General features: G+C 68.0%; 18 protein-coding genes and 1 tRNA gene. 14 read left to right on the top strand and 5 right to left on the bottom strand.

What is annotated here, in order from left to right:
- Positions 1 to 52 precede the first annotated feature (52 nt).
- Positions 53 to 1,396, bottom strand: a complete 1,344-nt coding sequence (locus tag VNF71_09010) for a 3-deoxy-7-phosphoheptulonate synthase class II (GenBank protein ID HVA74690.1) — start codon at positions 1,394 to 1,396, stop codon at positions 53 to 55.
- A 64-nt stretch (positions 1,397 to 1,460) separates the two neighbouring features.
- Between VNF71_09010 and nadD the strand changes: the two genes are divergently transcribed.
- The 3 genes from nadD to rsfS are packed head-to-tail and all read left to right on the top strand — an operon-like array spanning position 1,461 to position 2,852.
- Complete coding sequence (gene nadD, locus VNF71_09015) at positions 1,461 to 2,057, top strand: nicotinate-nucleotide adenylyltransferase (protein ID HVA74691.1); 597 nt, start codon at positions 1,461 to 1,463, stop codon at positions 2,055 to 2,057.
- Positions 2,054 to 2,407 (top strand): hypothetical protein, encoded by a 354-nt coding sequence (locus VNF71_09020; GenBank protein HVA74692.1) that lies wholly within the window; start codon positions 2,054 to 2,056, stop codon positions 2,405 to 2,407. The genes nadD and VNF71_09020 overlap by 4 nt, the downstream gene beginning before the upstream one ends.
- 22 nt (positions 2,408 to 2,429) lie before the next feature.
- Positions 2,430 to 2,852: a ribosome silencing factor gene (rsfS, locus tag VNF71_09025; GenBank protein HVA74693.1), complete on the top strand. Its 423-nt coding sequence runs from the start codon at positions 2,430 to 2,432 to the stop codon at positions 2,850 to 2,852.
- A gap of 18 nt (positions 2,853 to 2,870) precedes the next feature.
- Here rsfS and VNF71_09030 read toward each other — a convergent pair whose 3' ends face one another.
- Positions 2,871 to 3,518: a diguanylate cyclase gene (locus tag VNF71_09030; protein HVA74694.1), complete on the bottom strand. Its 648-nt coding sequence runs from the start codon at positions 3,516 to 3,518 to the stop codon at positions 2,871 to 2,873.
- Positions 3,519 to 3,710: 192 nt separating this feature from the next.
- Here VNF71_09030 and VNF71_09035 point away from each other — a divergent pair, with 192 nt between their 5' ends.
- The 4 genes from VNF71_09035 to VNF71_09050 all read left to right on the top strand — a co-directional run bounded on the left by VNF71_09035 (position 3,711) and on the right by VNF71_09050 (position 9,232).
- Positions 3,711 to 4,037 carry a hypothetical protein gene (locus VNF71_09035; GenBank protein ID HVA74695.1) on the top strand — a complete coding sequence of 109 codons (327 nt, stop codon included), beginning with the start codon at positions 3,711 to 3,713 and terminating at the stop codon, positions 4,035 to 4,037.
- 83 nt (positions 4,038 to 4,120) lie between these two features.
- Positions 4,121 to 5,833: a SulP family inorganic anion transporter gene (locus tag VNF71_09040; protein ID HVA74696.1), complete on the top strand. Its 1,713-nt coding sequence runs from the start codon at positions 4,121 to 4,123 to the stop codon at positions 5,831 to 5,833.
- Between the two features lie 188 nt (positions 5,834 to 6,021).
- On the top strand, positions 6,022 to 6,801 hold the full coding sequence (locus VNF71_09045; protein ID HVA74697.1) for an ABC transporter ATP-binding protein: 780 nt from the start codon (positions 6,022 to 6,024) through the stop codon (positions 6,799 to 6,801).
- 1 nt (position 6,802) lies between these two features.
- Positions 6,803 to 9,232 carry an FtsX-like permease family protein gene (locus tag VNF71_09050; GenBank protein ID HVA74698.1) on the top strand — a complete coding sequence of 810 codons (2,430 nt, stop codon included), beginning with the start codon at positions 6,803 to 6,805 and terminating at the stop codon, positions 9,230 to 9,232.
- A 98-nt stretch (positions 9,233 to 9,330) separates the two neighbouring features.
- Here VNF71_09050 and VNF71_09055 read toward each other — a convergent pair.
- Positions 9,331 to 9,403, bottom strand: a tRNA-Ala gene (locus VNF71_09055).
- A gap of 60 nt (positions 9,404 to 9,463) precedes the next feature.
- Between VNF71_09055 and VNF71_09060 the strand changes: the two genes are divergently transcribed.
- The 5 genes from VNF71_09060 to VNF71_09080 all read left to right on the top strand — a co-directional run bounded on the left by VNF71_09060 (position 9,464) and on the right by VNF71_09080 (position 14,536).
- Positions 9,464 to 9,928: a group I intron-associated PD-(D/E)XK endonuclease gene (locus VNF71_09060; GenBank protein HVA74699.1), complete on the top strand. Its 465-nt coding sequence runs from the start codon at positions 9,464 to 9,466 to the stop codon at positions 9,926 to 9,928.
- A 10-nt stretch (positions 9,929 to 9,938) separates the two neighbouring features.
- On the top strand, positions 9,939 to 12,413 hold the full coding sequence (gene leuS, locus VNF71_09065) for a leucine--tRNA ligase (GenBank protein ID HVA74700.1): 2,475 nt from the start codon (positions 9,939 to 9,941) through the stop codon (positions 12,411 to 12,413).
- A 96-nt stretch (positions 12,414 to 12,509) separates the two neighbouring features.
- The gene (locus VNF71_09070; GenBank protein HVA74701.1) at positions 12,510 to 13,262 is read left to right on the top strand and encodes a hypothetical protein; all 753 of its coding nucleotides are present in this window, start codon (positions 12,510 to 12,512) and stop codon (positions 13,260 to 13,262) included.
- Complete coding sequence (locus tag VNF71_09075; protein HVA74702.1) at positions 13,259 to 13,474, top strand: hypothetical protein; 216 nt, start codon at positions 13,259 to 13,261, stop codon at positions 13,472 to 13,474. Before VNF71_09070 ends, VNF71_09075 begins: the two co-directional genes overlap by 4 nt.
- 33 nt (positions 13,475 to 13,507) lie before the next feature.
- On the top strand, positions 13,508 to 14,536 hold the full coding sequence (locus VNF71_09080; GenBank protein ID HVA74703.1) for an LLM class F420-dependent oxidoreductase: 1,029 nt from the start codon (positions 13,508 to 13,510) through the stop codon (positions 14,534 to 14,536).
- On the opposite strand, the gene VNF71_09085 is transcribed toward VNF71_09080, so the two are convergent.
- Together VNF71_09085 and VNF71_09090 are read right to left on the bottom strand one after the other, a co-directional pair.
- Positions 14,537 to 15,403, bottom strand: coding sequence for a PAC2 family protein (locus VNF71_09085; GenBank protein HVA74704.1), 867 nt, complete (start codon positions 15,401 to 15,403; stop codon positions 14,537 to 14,539).
- Between the two features lie 13 nt (positions 15,404 to 15,416).
- A complete protein-coding gene (locus tag VNF71_09090) occupies positions 15,417 to 16,490 on the bottom strand; it encodes a phosphotransferase family protein (protein ID HVA74705.1) in 1,074 nt (357 codons plus the stop codon).
- A gap of 60 nt (positions 16,491 to 16,550) precedes the next feature.
- Between VNF71_09090 and VNF71_09095 the strand changes: the two genes are divergently transcribed.
- Both VNF71_09095 and folP read left to right on the top strand, forming a co-directional pair.
- The gene (locus VNF71_09095) at positions 16,551 to 17,267 is read left to right on the top strand and encodes a tetratricopeptide repeat protein (protein HVA74706.1); all 717 of its coding nucleotides are present in this window, start codon (positions 16,551 to 16,553) and stop codon (positions 17,265 to 17,267) included.
- Positions 17,268 to 17,290: 23 nt separating this feature from the next.
- On the top strand, positions 17,291 to 18,121 hold the full coding sequence (gene folP / locus VNF71_09100) for a dihydropteroate synthase (GenBank protein HVA74707.1): 831 nt from the start codon (positions 17,291 to 17,293) through the stop codon (positions 18,119 to 18,121).
- Positions 18,122 to 18,125 lie beyond the last annotated feature (4 nt).

Here is an 18,125-nt window from a genome sequence, read left to right on the forward strand (position 1 = left end):
TCAAGCAAAGCTGACTGTGTTTATCAACTTTTAAGGGTTTTGCTGGTGTGGGCTAGCGCCGCAACAGGTCCGCTACCTGAAAGGCCAGGTCGAGCGACTGGCTCCCGTTGAGGCGGGGGTCGCAGGTAGTCGTGTAGCGCAGCTCCAGATGGTTCTCGAGGATCTCCTCGGTCCCGCCGAGGCACTCCGTCACGTCGTCGCCGGTGAGCTCGACGTGGACCCCGCCCGGCCAAACCCCCTCCTGGCGGCACACCCCGAAGAACTCCCGGATCTCGGCGAGGACATGGTCGAAATGCCGGGTTTTGCGCCCTCCCGGGCTCGTGTAGGTGTTGCCGTGCATCGGGTCGCACGCCCAGACCACCGGATGGCCCGCTTCGCGGACGGCCTCGAGCAGCGCCGGCAGTGCGCCTTCGACCCGTCCCGCGCCCATCCGGGTGATCAGCGTCAGGCGGCCCGGCACCCGGTCGGGGTCCAACGCCCGGCAGACCGCGACGACCTCTTCGGGCGTTGCGGCCGGACCGATCTTCGCCCCCAACGGGTTCGACAGGCCGCGCAGGAACTCGATGTGCGCCCCGTCGGCCTGCCTGGTGCGCTCACCGACCCACAGCAGGTGTGCGGACGTGTCGTACCAGTCCCCGGTCAACGAGTCCCGCCTCGTCATCGCCTCCTCGTACCCGAGCACGAGCGCTTCGTGGCTGGTCCAGAACTCCACCTGCTGCAGGGTCGTCTCGCCGCCCAGGTTGATGCCGCACGCGCGCATGAACCGCAACGCACGCTCGATCTCGGCGGCCAGCTCCTCGTACTGCTGGCCGCCGGTGCTGCGGGCGACGAACTGCTGGTTCCACGTGTGCACCTGCGACAGATCCGCGAAACCGCCCTTCGTGAACGCCCGCAGCAGGTTCAGCGTCGACGCGGACTGGTGGTAGGCGGTCAGCATCCGGGTCGGGTCGGGGACGCGGGCGTCCTCGGTGGGGGCGTCGTCGTTGACGATGTGGCCCCGGAAGCTCGGCAGCTCCCGCCCGTCGACGACCTCGGTCGGGGAGGTGCGGGGCTTGGCGAACTGGCCGGCGATCCGGCCGAGTTTCACCACCGGCACGCCGGCGCCGTAGGTGAGGACGACAGCCATCTGGAGGATCACTTTGAGCTTGTCGCGGATGCTGTCGGCGGTGAAGTCGTTGAAAGACTCAGCGCAGTCCCCCGCCTGCAACAGGAAGGCCTCGCCCGCCGCGACCTCGGACAGGGCGTGCTGGAGGCTGCGGGCCTCCCCAGCGAAGACCAGGGGGGGCAGCACGGAAAGCGTCTTCAGCGTCTGCTCGAGCGCGTGCGCGTCTGGCCACTCCGGCTGCTGTTCGGCATGAAAGTCACGCCAACTTGTCGGCGACCAGGTCTCCTTCACAGAGAACCAGGGTGGCTGAAACCGGGCCCGAGAGCAAAGCAGATCACCTAACGTCGGCAACCGCATGGGCGAGCGGATCGGGATATTCGGTGGCACTTTCGACCCGATCCACGTTGGCCACCTCGTAGCGGCCATCAACGCCAAGCATGCGCTGGGTCTCGACCGCGTGGTGCTCATGGTCGCCAACGTCCCCTGGCAGAAGGCCGAGTCCCGCGCGGTGAGTACCGCAAGTGACCGGCTCGCGTTGGTGGCGGCCGCCGTCGGCGACGTTCCCGGGCTCGAAGCAGGCCGCATGGAGATCGAGCGCGGCGGGGAGTCTTTTACGGCGGACACCCTTGCGCAATGGCACGAGGAGAACCCCGCAGACGAGCTGTTCCTCATAGTCGGGTGGGATGTCGCCGGTGAGCTCGCCACCTGGGAGCGCGGTGACCAGATCCGCCGGCTGTCGACCCTGGTGATCGTGAACCGGCCCGGGTCGGGCCGCCCGAGGGCCCTGGAGGAGGAGGGGTGGCGGGTCGCAGAGGTGACCGTCCCGAACCTCGAGATCTCCAGCACCGACCTGCGCGCCCGTGCCGCGAACGGTCGCCCGCTCGACTATCTGATCCCCGAGGCCGCAGTCCACTGCATCAGGGAGCGGCGAATGTACGCTGGGGATAGATGACGACGGTCCGCACGCCTCGTGCCGCTGCCCGTACGGCCGCGGTCGCCGGCGCAGGCCGGGGCTTGGCGGCTGGCGGCGAGCTCCCGGACACCCTGATGGTTCTTCCGGGTTCGCTCCGGCAGACCGACGTGGTGGATGTCCGTGAGACCCCGCCCGGCGACAGGCTCCGCCGCTTGCAGCGGCGCAGGCGGTTGGTGAGGGAGCAAATCCTGGTGGTGATGTTCCTGCTCGCCGTGCTGGCGATCACGGTCGGCGTGCTGGCCATGCAGTGGCTCGGCAATGGCAGCGTCACGTCGGGGTCTGCGGCGGCGTCATCTGCAGCAATCACTCTCTCAGGAGGTCCTGCGTGAAGAAGTTGGCGGGCACGCTGCGGTGACAGCAGCACCACGTGACCCGGAAACCCTCGACCAGGTGCAGGAGGACTGCTCGGTCGCCGCTCGGGCCGCGTGGTCCAAAGGTGGTGGCGACACGGTAATTCTCGCGGTCGGCAAAGTCCTTGCGATCACCGACGCGTTCGTGATCACCAGCGGCAACAACCCGAGGATGGTGCGCACCATCGCAGAGGAAGTCGAGGCGAAGGTGAAAGCGGCCAGTGCTCGCTCGCCGCGTTCAGTCGAAGGACTCGACGATGCGCGGTGGGTGTTGATGGACTACGGGGACTTCGTTGTCCATATCTTCCTGGACGAAGCGCGTGACTTCTACCAGTTCGATCGCCTCTGGGGCGACGCAGAGCGATGGGCATGGGACGGAGGCTCCGAGGCGGCAGCCTCTGCCCGCCTGGCCGCCGGCGAGTAACCCGCCGTACCAGGCCCGTCAGTGCGGCCAGAGGAGCTGGTTGGAGCCGGCTGCCCCGCCCTCGGAGACGAGAGCCTCCACCTCGACGAACACATCCTTGGCTGCTTCGTGCCGGTACCCGGCCTCGATGACGCCGACCGTGACGGTCACCACCCCGAGCGGGTTCGAGCAGTCCACGATGCCGGCGTTCTCGACGCGAGACCGGAACCGTTCGCCGGCGGCGACCGCCTGCTTTAGGTCCGAGCCCGCCAGCAAGACAGCGAGCCTGTTCTGGTCGCAGCAGTAGGCGCGGTCTCCCTGCCGGACGCTCGCCTTGAACACCTCGGCCACCGCAAGGAGCCTCGCGTCGTTGTCTTCCGGCGTCGCACTGTCGCCGCTGTCCCCGTGGTCGATTTGTCCCAGCAGTATTGAGTAGGGCTGATCCGAGCGGCGCCGGCGGGCGTTGAGCTGCAAGTGATCGAGTTCGAATGCGGCCGCGTTCGCAAGCCCGGTGTGCACGTCGATGAGCACCGAGTGAGCGAGTAGGTCGTTCTCCATGCGCAGGTCGTCGATCTCGGACCTGAGATCGCCGACCTCGCCGCTGAGCGCCTCGACCGCTTTGAGCGCCGCTTTCAGTTCGGCAGCGCGCCGCCGGCCGGGTAGAGGAATCCGAACCCTGAAGCTCATGGCTGCCACTCCACACCGCCGCGTCCCAACCGCCACGGGCCTGCCCGCCCTGTTCTCATATGACTGCTATCGGAGGACCCGGCAGGAAGGTTGAGACATACGTGATATGCCTGTTTGGTACAGAACATCTCAAACCGGTACCGTTCTGTGCCGCCGGGCGCACCGGCCCGGCGATACGACCCTGGAGGTTCGATGATCCGGAAGGCACTGATCGCCGCGGGGATCCTCTCCTTGTCCCTTGGAGGATTCGTCCCGGCGATGGCGAGCAGCTCGGGCTCAGGAAACCCTGGCCCCAATGGCCACAACAACAACGGGCTCTGCGAAGCAGCGGGCAGCGGCAGCGCCCAAGGCCAAGCTGAAAAGCAGGCGAACGGCGTCGCCTTCCAGGCACTCGCCGCCGCCGGCGAGGCCATGGAGAGCTCCAGCCAGCAGACGCAGGAATCCTTGAACGGCACGGAAGGCACGGCCTCCGACACCTCGCAGGACATCCAGACCTTCTGCGGGAGTTCGTTCGGCTGAACCAGGCCTTTACAACCCAGACGTGAATCCGAACCCCCGCCTGCTGAAGGCGGGGGTTCGATCGCGATATACCGTGACCGCGGATGAACCGCTGGTTCGCACAGTTCGGCCCGGCACTGCGCCAGTCAGCGGGCCAGGTGTTCTCGTCGGCGCGTGGTTACCAGCGCCGGTGGGCCGGGCTGGATTTGCTGGCGGGACTGACGCTCCTGGTCATAGCCGTCCCCGAGCAGCTCGCCACGTCGAGGCTCGCGGGGATGCCGCCGATCACCGGTTACTACGCTTTCATCGCCGGCGCGCTCCTTTTCGCTGCGCTCGGATCCAACCCGCAGATGTCGGTGGGCGCCGACTCCACGATCGCGCCGCTGTTCGCGGTCGGGATCGGTCACCTCGCCGCGACGGGTTCACCCCGCTACATAGCACTTGTCGGCTTGCTCGCTGTCAGCGTCGGTGCAATCGTCGCCCTCGTCGGGCTCTTGCGCCTCGGCTGGATCGCCGAGTTCCTCTCCGAACCGATCATCACGGGGTTCCTCGCGGGGGTCGCGGTCATCATCGTCATCCACCAGCTGCCGGACTTCCTCGGCATCCCGGCGGCGAAGGGCGGCAACCTGCACCGCATCTACGAGATCGTCCACCACCTCGGTGCAACGAACGGATGGACGCTCGGCATCGGCGCTGCCGTGCTGGCCATCGTGATCGTGGTCGACCGGATCGACCGGCGGTTGCCGGGTGCCCTCGTTGGGCTGGTCGCCTCCGCCTTCGTCGTGGCGCTCGCCAACCTGCACCGGCACGGGGTCGCCATACTCGGAACCATCTCGCACGGGGCACCGCATTTCGGCCTGGCCCAGCTCTCATGGTCGGCTCTGGGCAGCGTGCTTCCGATCGCCGGCGTCGTTGCCATCGTGGTCATCAGCCAGACTGCGGCCACCACCCGCGCGTTCGCTGCCCAGGGCGGCTACGAGGTGGACGTAGGACGCGACTTCATCGGAGTCGGTGCTGGAAGCGTCCTCTCCGGACTCGCCGGCTCCTTCCCGGTCGACGCGAGCCCGCCACGCACGGCCGCCGCCGCCTCTGCAGGGGGCCGCACCCAGCTCTCGGGGCTGTCCGCTGCCATCGCGCTCGCGCTGCTGATCCCCGTCGCCGGTCTGCTGAAAGACCTACCGCTTGCGACGCTCGCGGCAGTTCTGCTGTTCATCGCTGGCCGCCTCGTGCACATCCGCGACCTGAGGTCAATCGCCTCGTTCAACCTCATCGAGTTCGGTCTCGCCGTGGTGACGCTCCTCACCGTCGCACTCGTCGGCATCGAGCAGGGCATCGGACTTGCGGTCGGGCTGGCCATCCTCGACCGCACCCGGCTGTCCGCCCGGCCGCAGTTGCACGTACTCGGACGGATCCCACGGACGACCAGCTGGGCACCGCTATCCAGTTCAGAAGAGCCGCAGCAAGTTCCTGGCGTTCTCGTCGTCCTGTTCGCAACCCCGCTCTGGTACGCCAACGAGGGGCACTTCCGGTATCAGCTGAACGCCGCCTTTCGCCGTGCGGTGGGCACCGTGCAACTGGTCGTGCTCGACGCTATCGGGATGAGTGACATCGACTTCACCGGCGCTCGCTCTCTTGACCAGGTCCTCGATGAGATCGCACAACGCAAAGCGGCGTTCGCGGTGGCGCGCGCGGGTGAGCACATGCGCAACAGTCTCGTCCGCTTCGGCCTTGCCGATCGGTTCGGCCGCGACCACTTCTTCGCCTCGGTCAACGAGGCGGTGGCCGCGTTGGGCCCAGAGCAGCACGACCCTCTTTGACTACTGCCCGGTCGAATCCTGCGCGATCCACGCCGGCAGGTTCCACTTGGTCTCGATCAGGCGAAGATCGAGTGGTCGAGACGGCTCACCGAACTGGGGATCACCCCGGCGGACACCCTCTGATCGACCGGCGCGCTGAGGGTCGAACGGCCCTAGTACGTCCAGCGGCCGCTGCTTAGGATCCCAGCGTGCGCGCGTTCCTTCGACCGAAGGCGGCGGGGACTGGGCCAGAGGAGACAGATGTCACCCCAGGCGGCGGCGCGATCATCCGGTTGGAGGGAGTCACCAAGAGGTTCGTGACCCCGGCGGGGACCGTCGTGGCGCTCGACGCAGCGACCCTCTCGATCGCAGCGGCCCAGCTCGTCGTGGTGCTCGGGCCGTCGGGGAGCGGCAAGACGACCTTGCTCAACATGATCGGCGCCCTCGACACGCCGACAGAGGGCGCGATCGAGGTCGCGGGGCAGCGCATAACGGATCTCAGCCGGCAGCAGCTCTTCGCCTACCGGCGCAAGACCGTTACGTTCGTCTTCCAAGCCTTCAACCTGTTTCCCGAGTTGACGGCACTGGAGAACGTGCGCTTCGGCGCGGAGGCCTCGGGCAGGCGGCCGGCCGGCGAGCTCGCGGCCCAAATCCTGCGCGACGTGAAGCTCGGTGACCGCCTCCATCACTTTCCGCACGAGTTGTCGGGCGGCGAGCAACAGCGTGTCGCCATAGCCCGCTCCCTGGCGACGGGCAACCCGGTGCTCCTGGCCGACGAGCCGACCGGCGAGCTCGACTTCCGCACCGGCATCGAGATCCTCCAACTGCTGCGTGACCGGGCGACGACCGGCCAGTCCGTCGTTATCGTCACCCACAACCGGGAGATAGCTCGGATGGCCGACGTGGTAGTCGAGCTGAGCAACGGGCGGGTCATATCGGTAACAGCTCCGGTGGGTGGACCCGCGAAGCCCGGTGAGCTGCATTGGTAGCGTGAGCACCGGGCTGTGGGTCCGCTGGTCGTGGCGAGACCTGCGCAAGCGGGTCACGCAGGTAGCTGCCATCGCCGTCATCGTCGCCCTGGGAGCGGGCATCTACGCTGGCCTGGCCAGCACCTCGGCATGGAGACGCCAGTCGCTCGACCTCACGTTCGCCCGGCTTGCAGCCCACGACCTGGAGGTCACCACCGCGGCTGGTCTGGGGCTGCCGTCCGCCAAGCTCCTCGGGGCGGTTCAGTCGGCCGGAGGCAATCAGCTCACGGCCGCTGAAGGACGGTTCGTCGTCGATCTGCCCGTCCGAGCGGGCGGGCAGGGTCAGATCCCCGCCGCGGGCGTCATCGTAGGGGTGGACCTGGCGCGTGGTGTCGAGGTCGACCGGTGGAAGGTGACAGCCGGGCGCTCGCTCGGGTCACAGGACGCGAGCGGGTCGTCCGTGCTGCTCGACGAGCACTTCGCAGCCCAGCATCACCTCCCCCCCTCGGGAAGCCTCACCATCGGGGGCTTGACGGTCGCCTACGTGGGGACCGTCCTCGAGCCCGAGTACTTGAACCTCACCTCGATCCTCGGCGCGACTATCCAGGGCGCGGCGACGAGGGCGGTCATCTTCGCTCCGATCACCCTCGTGCAGCGCTTGGGCGGCGCGCCGGGAGAGATCAACGACGTGGTGGCGCTGACCCGGCACGGCAGCGATCCCCGCCAGGTGGCCAGATCCCTCACCAGCGCCCTCAACGCAACGTTGCAGGACGTCGCCACCACCGTGACGGTCCGTCGGGACGCTCCGGCGACCCGGGCCTTGTACGACGAGATCACCAGCGAGCAGAGGATCTTCGACGTGTTCGCCCTCCTGGTGCTGGGCGGGGCGGGCTTCGCCGCCTTCAACCTGACTCGCCGGGTGGTGGAGTCTCAGAGGCGGGACATCGGTATCGCGATGTCCCTGGGGGTCCCGACGCGCCAGATCACGATCCGCCCCCTGGCACTGGCTGCGGAGGTGGCGATCGCGGGCACGGTCCTCGGTGTCGTCGCCGGTTGGTTGATAGGCGCGTGGGTGCTGGCGATCATCAAGACGCGCTTCCCCCTGCCGTTCTGGCAGACGCCTTGGCAAGGCCACCTGTTCGTCGTGGCCGCGGCACTCGGGCTCGCCATCCCACTGGCGGGCAGCTTCTACCCGGTCTGGCGGGCGGTCCGGGTCACACCAACCTATGCACTGCTGCCTCCGCATCTTCGGGGCGGACGGCACCGACTTGCTGCGCTGCTTCGCCGGCTGCGGCTACCGGGCACGACTCTGGCCCAGGCGCCGTTGCGTCGTATCACCGTCGCTCCCACTCGATCGGTCATGACGGTGCTCGCCGTAGGCGTGATCCTCGCGCCGCTCCTGGCCGCCCTCGGTGCAACCGACTCGACCCGCGCCACCCTCGATGCCGGAACCAGGACGCTTTCGGGGGTGCGCGGCGACCGACTGCTCGTCGACCTGGCTGGCTACCAGCCGGCGCACTCGGTCACGGTTACGTCCATCACCGGCTCTCCCCTAGTCCGACAGAGCGCACTCGGGTTCAACACCGGGGGATACCTCTTGCGAGGCAACACCACCGTCGAGGTGTCGATCAGCATGGTGGACCTGTCGGACCCTCTGGCCGTCCCGAGTGATGTAGCCGCCCGACGACTCGCGCCGGGTGGGATCGTCATCTCGGCCAAGGCGGCCTCGGATCTTGGTGTCGGCACCGGCCGCACCGTCGAGCTGCGCCATCCGCTGCGTCAGGGCACCGGCTACCGCTTCGTCGACACCGCGGTGCCGGTGCGCGCCGTCATCTCCAGTCCGTATCGCTTCATCGCATACATGGACTTGAAGGACGAGAAGATGATGGGGCTGCAGGACATAGTCAACGTCGCCACCCTCGTGCCGCGGCCCGGTGTCTCAATGGACGAGTTGCAGCGGTTCACCTCGTCGCTTCCCGGGGTCGCGTCCGCCCTCGCCGCGAGTTCCCTGTTGGGGACCATGCGCGACACCCTTTCTATCGTCACCGAACTGTTCGTGATCCTGCAGATCGTCATCGGCGTATTGGCCTTCCTGGTCGCGTACAACAGCAGCAAGGTCGGAAGCGACGAACGGGCCCGTGAGCACGCCACCATGATGGCCTTCGGTATCGGCGTACCCCGTGTGGTGTTCGTCGGGGTCATCGAGAGCTTGCTCCTCGGACTGGCCGGCACAGCGGTCGGGCTGGGCCTGGGTCTCGCCGTCCTGCAATGGATCCTCGACCTCGTCTTCCCCGCGGCCGTGCCCCAACTCGCTGTCCTGCGGTCGGTCACCACCTCCTCCTTCGTCGTGACCGCCCTGATAGGAGTGGCTGCGACGTCGACCGCGCCTACCCTGGTGGCCCGCAGGCTCCGCCGGATGAACCTGCCCGGCACACTGCGCTACGTCGAGTGAGCCGATCCGCCCGGCCGACGTGCCCTCTGCCTCTCCGAGCTGGCCTCGTCAACCGCTCTCAACGTGGCTACCGCGACACCGCGACCTGCGGTTTCCGGTGGAGCTGACGGGAATCGAACCCGTGGCCTACGCCATGCCATGGCGCCGCTCTACCAACTGAGCTACAGCCCCGTGGGGACTGTCACTCTAGCATCACGGGTCATTGTCTCAGCCCGTCCGTAGGGTACGCGCATGCACGAAATGCCGTCTGAGGTGGGGGCGAGAGCAGAACTCGAAGTGACGCACGCGCTCCTTCGGGCGGGCTGGCAGGTATACCTCCCGGTCTTCTGCGCCCATTCGCGCGTTGACCTGGTAGCCCTGCGTCCTGACGAAACCATGAGGGTGCAATGTAAGACCGCACGTCTCCTCGGCAGCACCCTCTTCTTCCGCACCTGCAGTAACACCAAGAACATTCCCCGCAGCTATCACGGTGAGGTGGATGCATTCGGCGTTTACTCCCCCGATCTCGAATCTGCGTACCTGGTCCCACTGGAGGGTCTCGCCCACAGCGGCTGCTCCCTCCGGCTAGGCCCGCCAGCAAACAACCAGGCCAAGGGGATCCGGTTCGCGGCCGAGTACCTGCTCCCGAACGCCGTGAAAGTTGCCGCCGGCGGCGGGCCACGTAACCCACGGGAGCCGACAAGCGCTCACAAGTAGCCTGGGGCCTATGGCAGAGCAGTACGACCCCCAGGCCATCGAGGCCAAATGGCAGCGCCGCTGGGAGGAGCAGGGCGCGTACCAGGTCGACAACGACGACCCCCGCCCGTCCCAGTACGTCCTCTGCATGTACCCCTACCCGAGCGGGCCCGCCCACCAGGGGCACGTGCGCAACTACACATTCGGCGATCTCCTGGTCCGGCAGCGCACCATGCAGGGCAAGGCGGTCCTGAGCCCCCTCGGATTCGACAGCTTCGGCCTGCCCGCCGAGAACGCGGCGCTCAAGACCGGCGTCCACCCGCGCACGTTCACCGACGCCCGCATCGAGGAGCTCAAGTCGAGCCTCAAGCGTCTCGGCGCCTCCTACGACTGGCGGCGCGAGATCCGCTCGCACGACCCGCTGTACATGCGGTGGAACCAGGTCATATTCCAGAGGTTCCTCGACTCCGGCCTCGCATACCGCAAGAACGCCCCGGTCAACTGGTGCCCCGGCTGCCAGACCGTCCTGGCCAACGAGCAGGTCCTCCCCGACGGCACCTGCGAACGCAGTGGCGACCCGGTGGAGAAGCGGGATCTGGAGCAATGGTTCTTCCGCATCACCCGTTACGCCGACGACCTGCTCGACGCTCTCGATGGTCTCGACTGGCCCGAGCGGGTCAAGACCATGCAGCGCAACTGGATCGGGCGCTCCGAAGGAGCCGAGTTCGACCTGCCGGTGGACGGCCGCGACGACCTGGACCCGATAAGGGTCTTCACGACGCGACCGGACACCTCGTTTGGCATGACCTTCGTGGTCCTGGCGCCGGAGCACCCACTGGTCGCCCGGATCGTCGCTCCCGAGGGGAGAGCCGAGGTCGACGCGTTCGTCGAGCGCGTCCGCAACGAGTCAGACATCGAGCGCCAGTCGAGCGAGGGATCACTCGAGAAGCGCGGCGTCTTCACCGGCGCGCACGCCATCAACCCGTTCAACCAGCGCCGTGTGCCCATCTACCTCGCGGACTACGTCCTGATGACCTACGGCACCGGCGCCATCATGGCGGTGCCGGCGGAGGACCAGCGCGACTGGGATTTCGCAACGGCGTACGGGATCGACATCATCCGCACCGTGCAACCGCCGGCGGGCTGGGACGGCGAGGCCTACACGGGCGAGGGACCGCGCATCAACAGCGAATGGCTCAACGGGATCGTCGATACGTCCGAGGCGAAGTCCAAAGCAATCGAATGGCTGGAGTCGCAGGGCGCCGGCGAGAGGATGGTCAACTACCGCCTGCGCGATTGGCTGCTGTCGCGCCAGCGCTACTGGGGCTGCCCGATACCGGTGATCCACTGCCCCAACGACGGGATCGTCAAGGTGCCCGAAGACGAACTGCCGGTGCTGCTCCCCGACGACGTCGAGTTCCGGCCCACCGGCGAGTCACCGCTTCGCTACCACGAAGGCTTCCTGCGCACGACCTGCCCGAAGTGCGGGGGTCCGGCAGAGCGCGAGACCGACACCATGGACACGTTCGTCGACTCGTCGTGGTACTTCCTGCGCTTCTGCAACCCATGGGACGAGACGCAGCCCATCGACTCCGCGGCGGCGGAGCGCTGGATGCCGGTCGACCAGTACATCGGCGGCATCGAGCACGCGATCCTCCACCTGCTCTACGCCCGCTTCTACACACGGGCGCTCGCGGACGTCGGTCTCGCGCCGAAAGGCCTTCGCGAGCCGTTCGACCGCCTGTTCACGCAGGGCATGATCACGATGGACGGCTCGAAGATGTCGAAGTCCAAGGGCAACCTCGTCGCGCCCGAGCGCTACTTCGAGAGCGTGGGTGCCGACTCGCTGCGTCTCTTCCACCTGTTCGTCGGCCCGCCCGGGGACGACTTCGACTGGGGTGAGCAGACCGACCAGATGATCGAGGGTTGCCACCGGTTCCTGGGCCGGTTGTGGCGCATCGCACTCGGCTCGCTCGACTCCGCGAACATCGTCGACCGCGAGCCGGCGGAAGCCGACGTCAGTCTGGAAAAAGAGACGCACCGGTTGATCGACAGGGTCAGCTCCGACTACGAGCGCTGGTCCTACAACACAGCGGTCGCCGCGGCGATGGAGTTCCTCAACGCCGTCTACAGGGCGGTGCAGAGCAGCGAAGGTGTAGCCCGATCGACGCTGGACTTCGCTGTCGATTCGTTGCTCCTGCTGCTGGCGCCGATGGCCCCCCACATAACCGCCGAGCTGTGGGAACGCCGGCGGGGCCCAGGCGGATCGGTCCACGGCCAACCGTGGCCCGTTGCCGACCTCGCGCTCGTGGCGGTCGACACCGTGACGATGATCGTGCAGATCAACGGCAAGCTCGCCGACCGCATCGATGTCGACGCCTCCATCAGCGAACAGGACGCGGTCGCGACGGCGCTCGCCTCCTCCCGTGTCGTCGACCGCCTGGCCGGCAAGAACCCGCGCAAGGTGATCGCACGGCCCCCACGGCTGGTGAACCTGGTCGTCTAAGCGGCGCCCGTCCGGCGCGACGAACGATCGAGCTACGGGACCACGAGCCAACCGCAGTTAGGATCGGAGTGTGACGAACACGGGAGGCGGCTGGGCGTGAACGGCGGCGGGCTCTTCGTCGCGGTCTTCCTCGCGTGCGCGGTCGAAGCGGTGGAGGCGACGACCATCGTCCTGGCTGCGGGCACGGCCCGGGACTGGCGTTCGGCGACCGCCGGAACGGCGAGCGCGTTGGCGGTCCTCGGCGGTCTGATCGCCGTGCTCGGACCGGCGCTTTCGCACGTACCGCTACGAGGCCTGCGCCTGGTGGTCGGTGGTCTCCTGCTCGTCTTCGGTCTGCAATGGCTCCGCAAGGCGATTCTGCGCGCGAGCGGCCATAAAGCCATGCACGACGAGAGCCTGATCTTCGAGAGGGAGCTGGCCGCTGCCCGCGCCGCAGCCACCGACCGCAGGTTCGCGGTACCCGACTGGTACGCGTTCACCCTCTCGTTCAAGGGCGTCCTCCTGGAAGGGCTCGAGGTCGTGTTCATCGCGCTCACATTCGGCAGCAACCAGCACGACATCCCGCTCGCCGCCCTTGCCGCATCGGCGGCCGTCGTCGTGGTCGCCGGCGCCGGCGTGGCCGTTCGGGCACCGCTTTCGCGGGTGCCCGAGAACACCATGAAGTTCGTGGTCGGGGTCATGCTCACCGCGTTCGGCACATTCTGGGGGGCGGAAGGGGCCGGCGCCCGTTGGCCGGGTTCGGACGCCGCGCTGCTCGCCCTTGTGCCCTGCGTTGCAGCCTTCGGTTTGGTCCTCACACGGGTCTTGAGCAGCTCGGAACGTGAGCTTTCGGGTTCGGTGACCAGTTGATCGCGGCAGTCGTCTCCCGGTTGAGGGCGTTTGTGGCGTTCTGGTACGACTTCGTCGTCGGCGACGACTGGCGGGTCGCGCTCGGTGTGGCCGCCGGGCTCGCGGTGACCTATCTCGCCAGCCGGGGCCCGGTGAACGCCTGGTGGATCATGCCGGTGTTGGTGGTGGTGCTCCTGGGTTGGAGCCTTCGTCGGGCTGTCCGCCGACCCTGACCCGACAACGGATTCTTGCCTAAGCTCCGCCAGATGAAAATCGACGGGGGGATCCGCTCGGCTCTCGACCACGCAGCCAGCGACGCCAAGAAGGCCGAGGACGCCGGGTACGACGCGGTGTGGGCGGCGGAGACGTCACGGGATCCGTTCCTCCCGCTGCTGCTGGCCGCCGAGCACACCGAGCACATCGGGGTGGGAACGGCGATCACCGTCGCGTTCGCCCGCAGCCCGATGACGCTCGCCAGCACCGCGTGGGACCTGAACGGCTTCTCGAAGGGCCGCCTCAACCTCGGCCTCGGGTCGCAGATCAAGGCGCACATCGAGAAGCGCTTCTCGATGCCGTGGTCCCATCCCGCGCCGCGGATGCGCGAGTTCATCAGCGCGATGCGAGCTATCTGGGACTGCTGGCAGAATGGCACCAAGCTCGACTTCCGGGGCGACTTCTACACGCACACGCTGATGACACCGTTCTTCAACCCGGGGCCGAGCGAGTACGGAGCCCCGAAGGTGTTCCTTGCGGCCGTGGGCGAGGGGATGACGAAGGTCGCCGGCGAGGTGGCCGACGGCATGCTGGTGCACGGGTTCACCACGGAGCGGTACCTCAGGGAGAGGACCGTCCCTGCGGTGATGGAAGGGCTGCGCGTCTCAGGGCGGTCGAGGTCCGATTTCCAGCTGTCCTACCCCGCGTTCGTGGTCAGCGGCGATACCGACGAGCAGATGGAAGCGGCCGCCACGGGCACCCGCCGGCAGATCGCCTTCTACGGCTCCACACCCGCCTACCGCCCCGTCCTCGAGCTTCACGGCTGGGGTGACCTGCAACCCGAGCTCAACACGCTTTCCAAGCGCGGCGAGTGGGAGCAGATGGGCAGGCTGATCGACGACGAGGTCCTCAACGCGTTCGCCGTCGTGGGCACGCCGGGCGAGGTGCCAGGACTGCTGCAGAAACGTTTCGGCGATGTCGTCGACCGGCTGAACTTCTACACGCCCTACGAGGGCGCGGCCGTCTCCACGCTCCCCAAGGTCATGGCCGCGCTGAAGGACCCGTCGCAGAGAGACCAGTAGTCACTGCTGCCCGCGCAGAAAACGCTCCAGTTCCGCGGCCAGCTCGTCCCCTGTCGGGAGGTCGCCGAAGTTGGTAGCGGACGCTCCCTGCTCTTCGTCGTACTGCGCCTCCAGCTGCCTGACAAGCGCGGAGTGCTCCTCGCTCCCCGCCAGGAGCTGGTCGATCTGCTGGTGCGTCGCGGCTGCGGCCGACTGCAACGTCGACACGTCCACCTCTATCCCCGCCAGCTGAGCGAGCCCTCCGAGCAGGGCAGCAGAAGCACCCGGGTAGGGCATCGCCGCCGCGTAGTGGGGCACCCGCGCCCACAGGCCGACGGCGGGAATTCCCGACTCCCCGAACGCCATCTCCAGCGCCCCCTGCACCCCGGAAGGGACGTCGATGCCGGCGGGCAGGAATCCGACCTGGGCCGCCAGCTCCCCGTCGGTCGAGGTGCCGACGAGGCGGATCGGCCGGGTGTGGGGGACGGGCGCCGGGAATGCCCCCAAGCCGAGGGCCAGCTCGACATGCAGGCGCGACGCCAGAGCGACAGTCTCGGCGATGAAGGCGTGCCAGCGCATGTCAGGTTCCGGCCCGGTGAGGATCAGGACGCTCCGTCCGGTTCGGTTGGTGGCCGCTTCGAGGCGGATCTCGGGCCAGCGCATCTCGGTGTCGACACCGTTGACGATGCGCAGCGTCGGCCGCCGAGCCCGGAAGTCGACCAGCTCGTCGGAGTCGAAGGTGGCGATCAGCTGGTGGGGCATCGACGCCAGCAGGTGGGCGACCGCGGTGGCCGAACCGACGCCGGCATCGATCCAACCTTCCATGCCGACCACGAGCACCGGCCTTTCGAGTTCGGGCCAGGCGTGGATCGTCGCGAGCTCGCTCACAGCACCATCCTTGTCACGCGCCGAGGTTTACCGTCGCCGCTCGTGCCTGCTGGCCGAGCCAGACGATGCTGTCGATATACCCGCTGAAATCGAAGCCGTCGTTGCCCATGGCGCCCCCCACGTACCTCGCGTACACGCCTTCGAGGATGCAGGCGAGCTTCCAGTAGGCGAACGCGATGTAGAAGTCGACCTCCGAGACGTCCCGCCCGCTGGCAGCGGAGTAGCGCTTCCTGACCTCGTCGCGGGTGATGAACCCGGGCGCGGTGGTGGGCGAGGCACCCAGCGCTGAGCGCTCTCCCGGTTCGGGCCAGTACACGAGGAGCTGGCCGACGTCCGCCAGCGGGTCGCCGAGGGTGCACAGCTCCCAGTCGAGCACCGCGACCACGTCGCCGGCGGGGGTGACGATGCAGTTGTCGAGGCGGTAGTCGCCGTGCACGATCGCCGCGGGCCCCTGCTCAGGAATGCGGGCGCTGAGGAAGTCGTGCACCTCTGCGACGTCGGGGAGGATCGTTCCGCCACGTGACTCGTTGGCAGCCTGGTAGTTCGCGTACCACCGCTTCAGCTGCCGTGCGATGTAGCCCTCCGTGCGCCCCAGGCCGCCGAGCCCGACCGCCGCCGGGTCGACGGCGTGGATCTGCGCCAGGGTGTCCACGAGCGACTCGCCGACCCGCCGGCGGGCTTCGACGGTCAGCTGCTGCTCGACGATCTCGGAGGTCCTGGCGATGATCCCGTCGACGAATCCCATCACGTAGAAAGGCGCGCCGTTGACGGCTTCGTCCTCGCACAGCCCGAGAGCGGGGGGTGCCGGGATGCCGGCAGGGCCGAGCGCGGAGATGATCCGGTATTCCCGCTTCATGTCGTGCGCCGTCGGCAGGAGGTGCCCGGTCGGTGGCCTGCGCAGCACGTAATGGTGGTCGAGCGCGTCGGTGACCTCGAAGGTGAGGTTGGATCGCCCTCCCGCGACCAGGGTGAAGTGGAGGGGGGGTTCGGCGCCGGGAATGTTGTCCTGGAACCAGGCGCTCACCTTGCCTGTGTCGATGCCTGGCGGAGTGTCGATATCGGGCGGGGTGTCGGTACCCTCGTTCATGTCCTGCAACCTACCTGGGCAGGGCGAGCCCCACAGTTTCCGGAAAAGGACCCGAGCGCCATGGACGTGACAGACGACACCTTCGAGACCGATGTGCTGGACCGGTCGCAGTCGGCGACCGTGGTGGTGGACCTGTGGGCGTCGTGGTGCGGGCCCTGCCGGGTGCTGGGCCCGATGCTCGAGAAGGTGGTCGGCGAGACGCCGGGCGTCGATCTGGTGAAGATCGACGTCGACGCCAACCCCCGTTCTGCGGCGACGTTCCAGGTGCAGTCGATCCCGGCGGTGTACGCCATCCGCGACCGCAAGGTCGTGGACAGCTTCGTCGGCGCTCTGCCCGAGCCGGCGCTGCGCCAGTGGATCGCCGGCCTCAACCCACCGCCCTCCGAGGTCGACCGCCTGGTCGCCGCCGGCGACGAAGCGTCGCTTCGGCGTGCGCTGGAGCTCGAGCCCGCGAACCAGAAGGCCGTCCTCGCTCTCGCGTCGCTGCTGGTCGCCGGCGGCAACGCCGGCGAGTCGCAGAGGGAGGAGGCTCTCGCGCTGCTCGCCCGGTTGCCCGAGAGCGCCGAGACCCGCCACCTCGCTGCGCAGGCGAGGCTCGGATCCGAAGCCCGGGGGATCGCGGACGACGGGGTCGAGGCGAAGCTGGACGAGCTCCTCCAGCGCGTGAACGGCGACGACGCCGCCCGCCAGGAGTTCGTGGACCTGCTCGAGGTGCTCGGACCCGACGATCCCCGCACGGCCACCTACCGCAAGGCCCTGACCGCGCGGCTCTTCTAAGAGGTTCGCTAGCGTCCGGTCCCGTGCTGCTCGAGCTCGGCGACCGGAAGTACGACCTCACGGCGCGGTCGTTGGTCATGGGCATCCTCAACCGGACTCCCGACTCCTTCTACGACCGCGGCGAGTACTGGGACCTCGACGCGTTCTACCGTCGAGCAGATCGGTTGGTCGCCGACGGCGCCGACATCCTCGATGTCGGCGGGGTCAAAGCGGGCCCTGGGCCCGAGGTCGGTGAGGCGGAGGAGATGGACCGGGTGACACCGGCCATCGCAGCTCTGCACGAGCGCTTCGACGTGCCCCTTTCGGTCGACACGTGGCGCGCGTCTGTCGCCGGGGAGGCGTACCGCAGCGGCGCGGTACTGGGCAACGACATCTCCGGTTTCGGCGACCCCCAATACCTGCCTGTCGCGTCGGCAGCAGGGGCGGCCGTCGTCGCCACCCACATCCGCCTCCAGCCCAGGGTCGCCGACCCCGAACCACACTACGACGACGTGGTGAAGGACGTCGCGGCATTTCTCGTGGAACGGGCCCAACGGGCCCGGGCCGCCGGGATCCCAGACTCGCGTATCGTCCTCGACGCCGGCCTCGACCTCGGGAAGACCGCGTCGCAGTCCCTCGAACTCCTGCGCGCATCCGACCGCCTCGCTTCACTGGGATGGCCCCTGCTTTTGTCCGCGTCCAACAAGACGTTCCTGGGAGCAGTCTTCGGGCTCGAGATCGGGGAGCGACGGGAGGCCACGATCGCCGCGCACTCGCTCGGAGTCAGTCTCGGTTGCCGCATCCTGCGTGCTCACGACGTGCGCGCCGCGCGACGCGTCTGCGACGCGCTCGCAGCGGTGATGGAAGCCAAGTGAGTCC

It is taken from the genome of Acidimicrobiales bacterium, assembly GCA_035533095.1.
GTDB lineage: Bacteria > Actinomycetota > Acidimicrobiia > Acidimicrobiales > Palsa-688 > DATLUM01.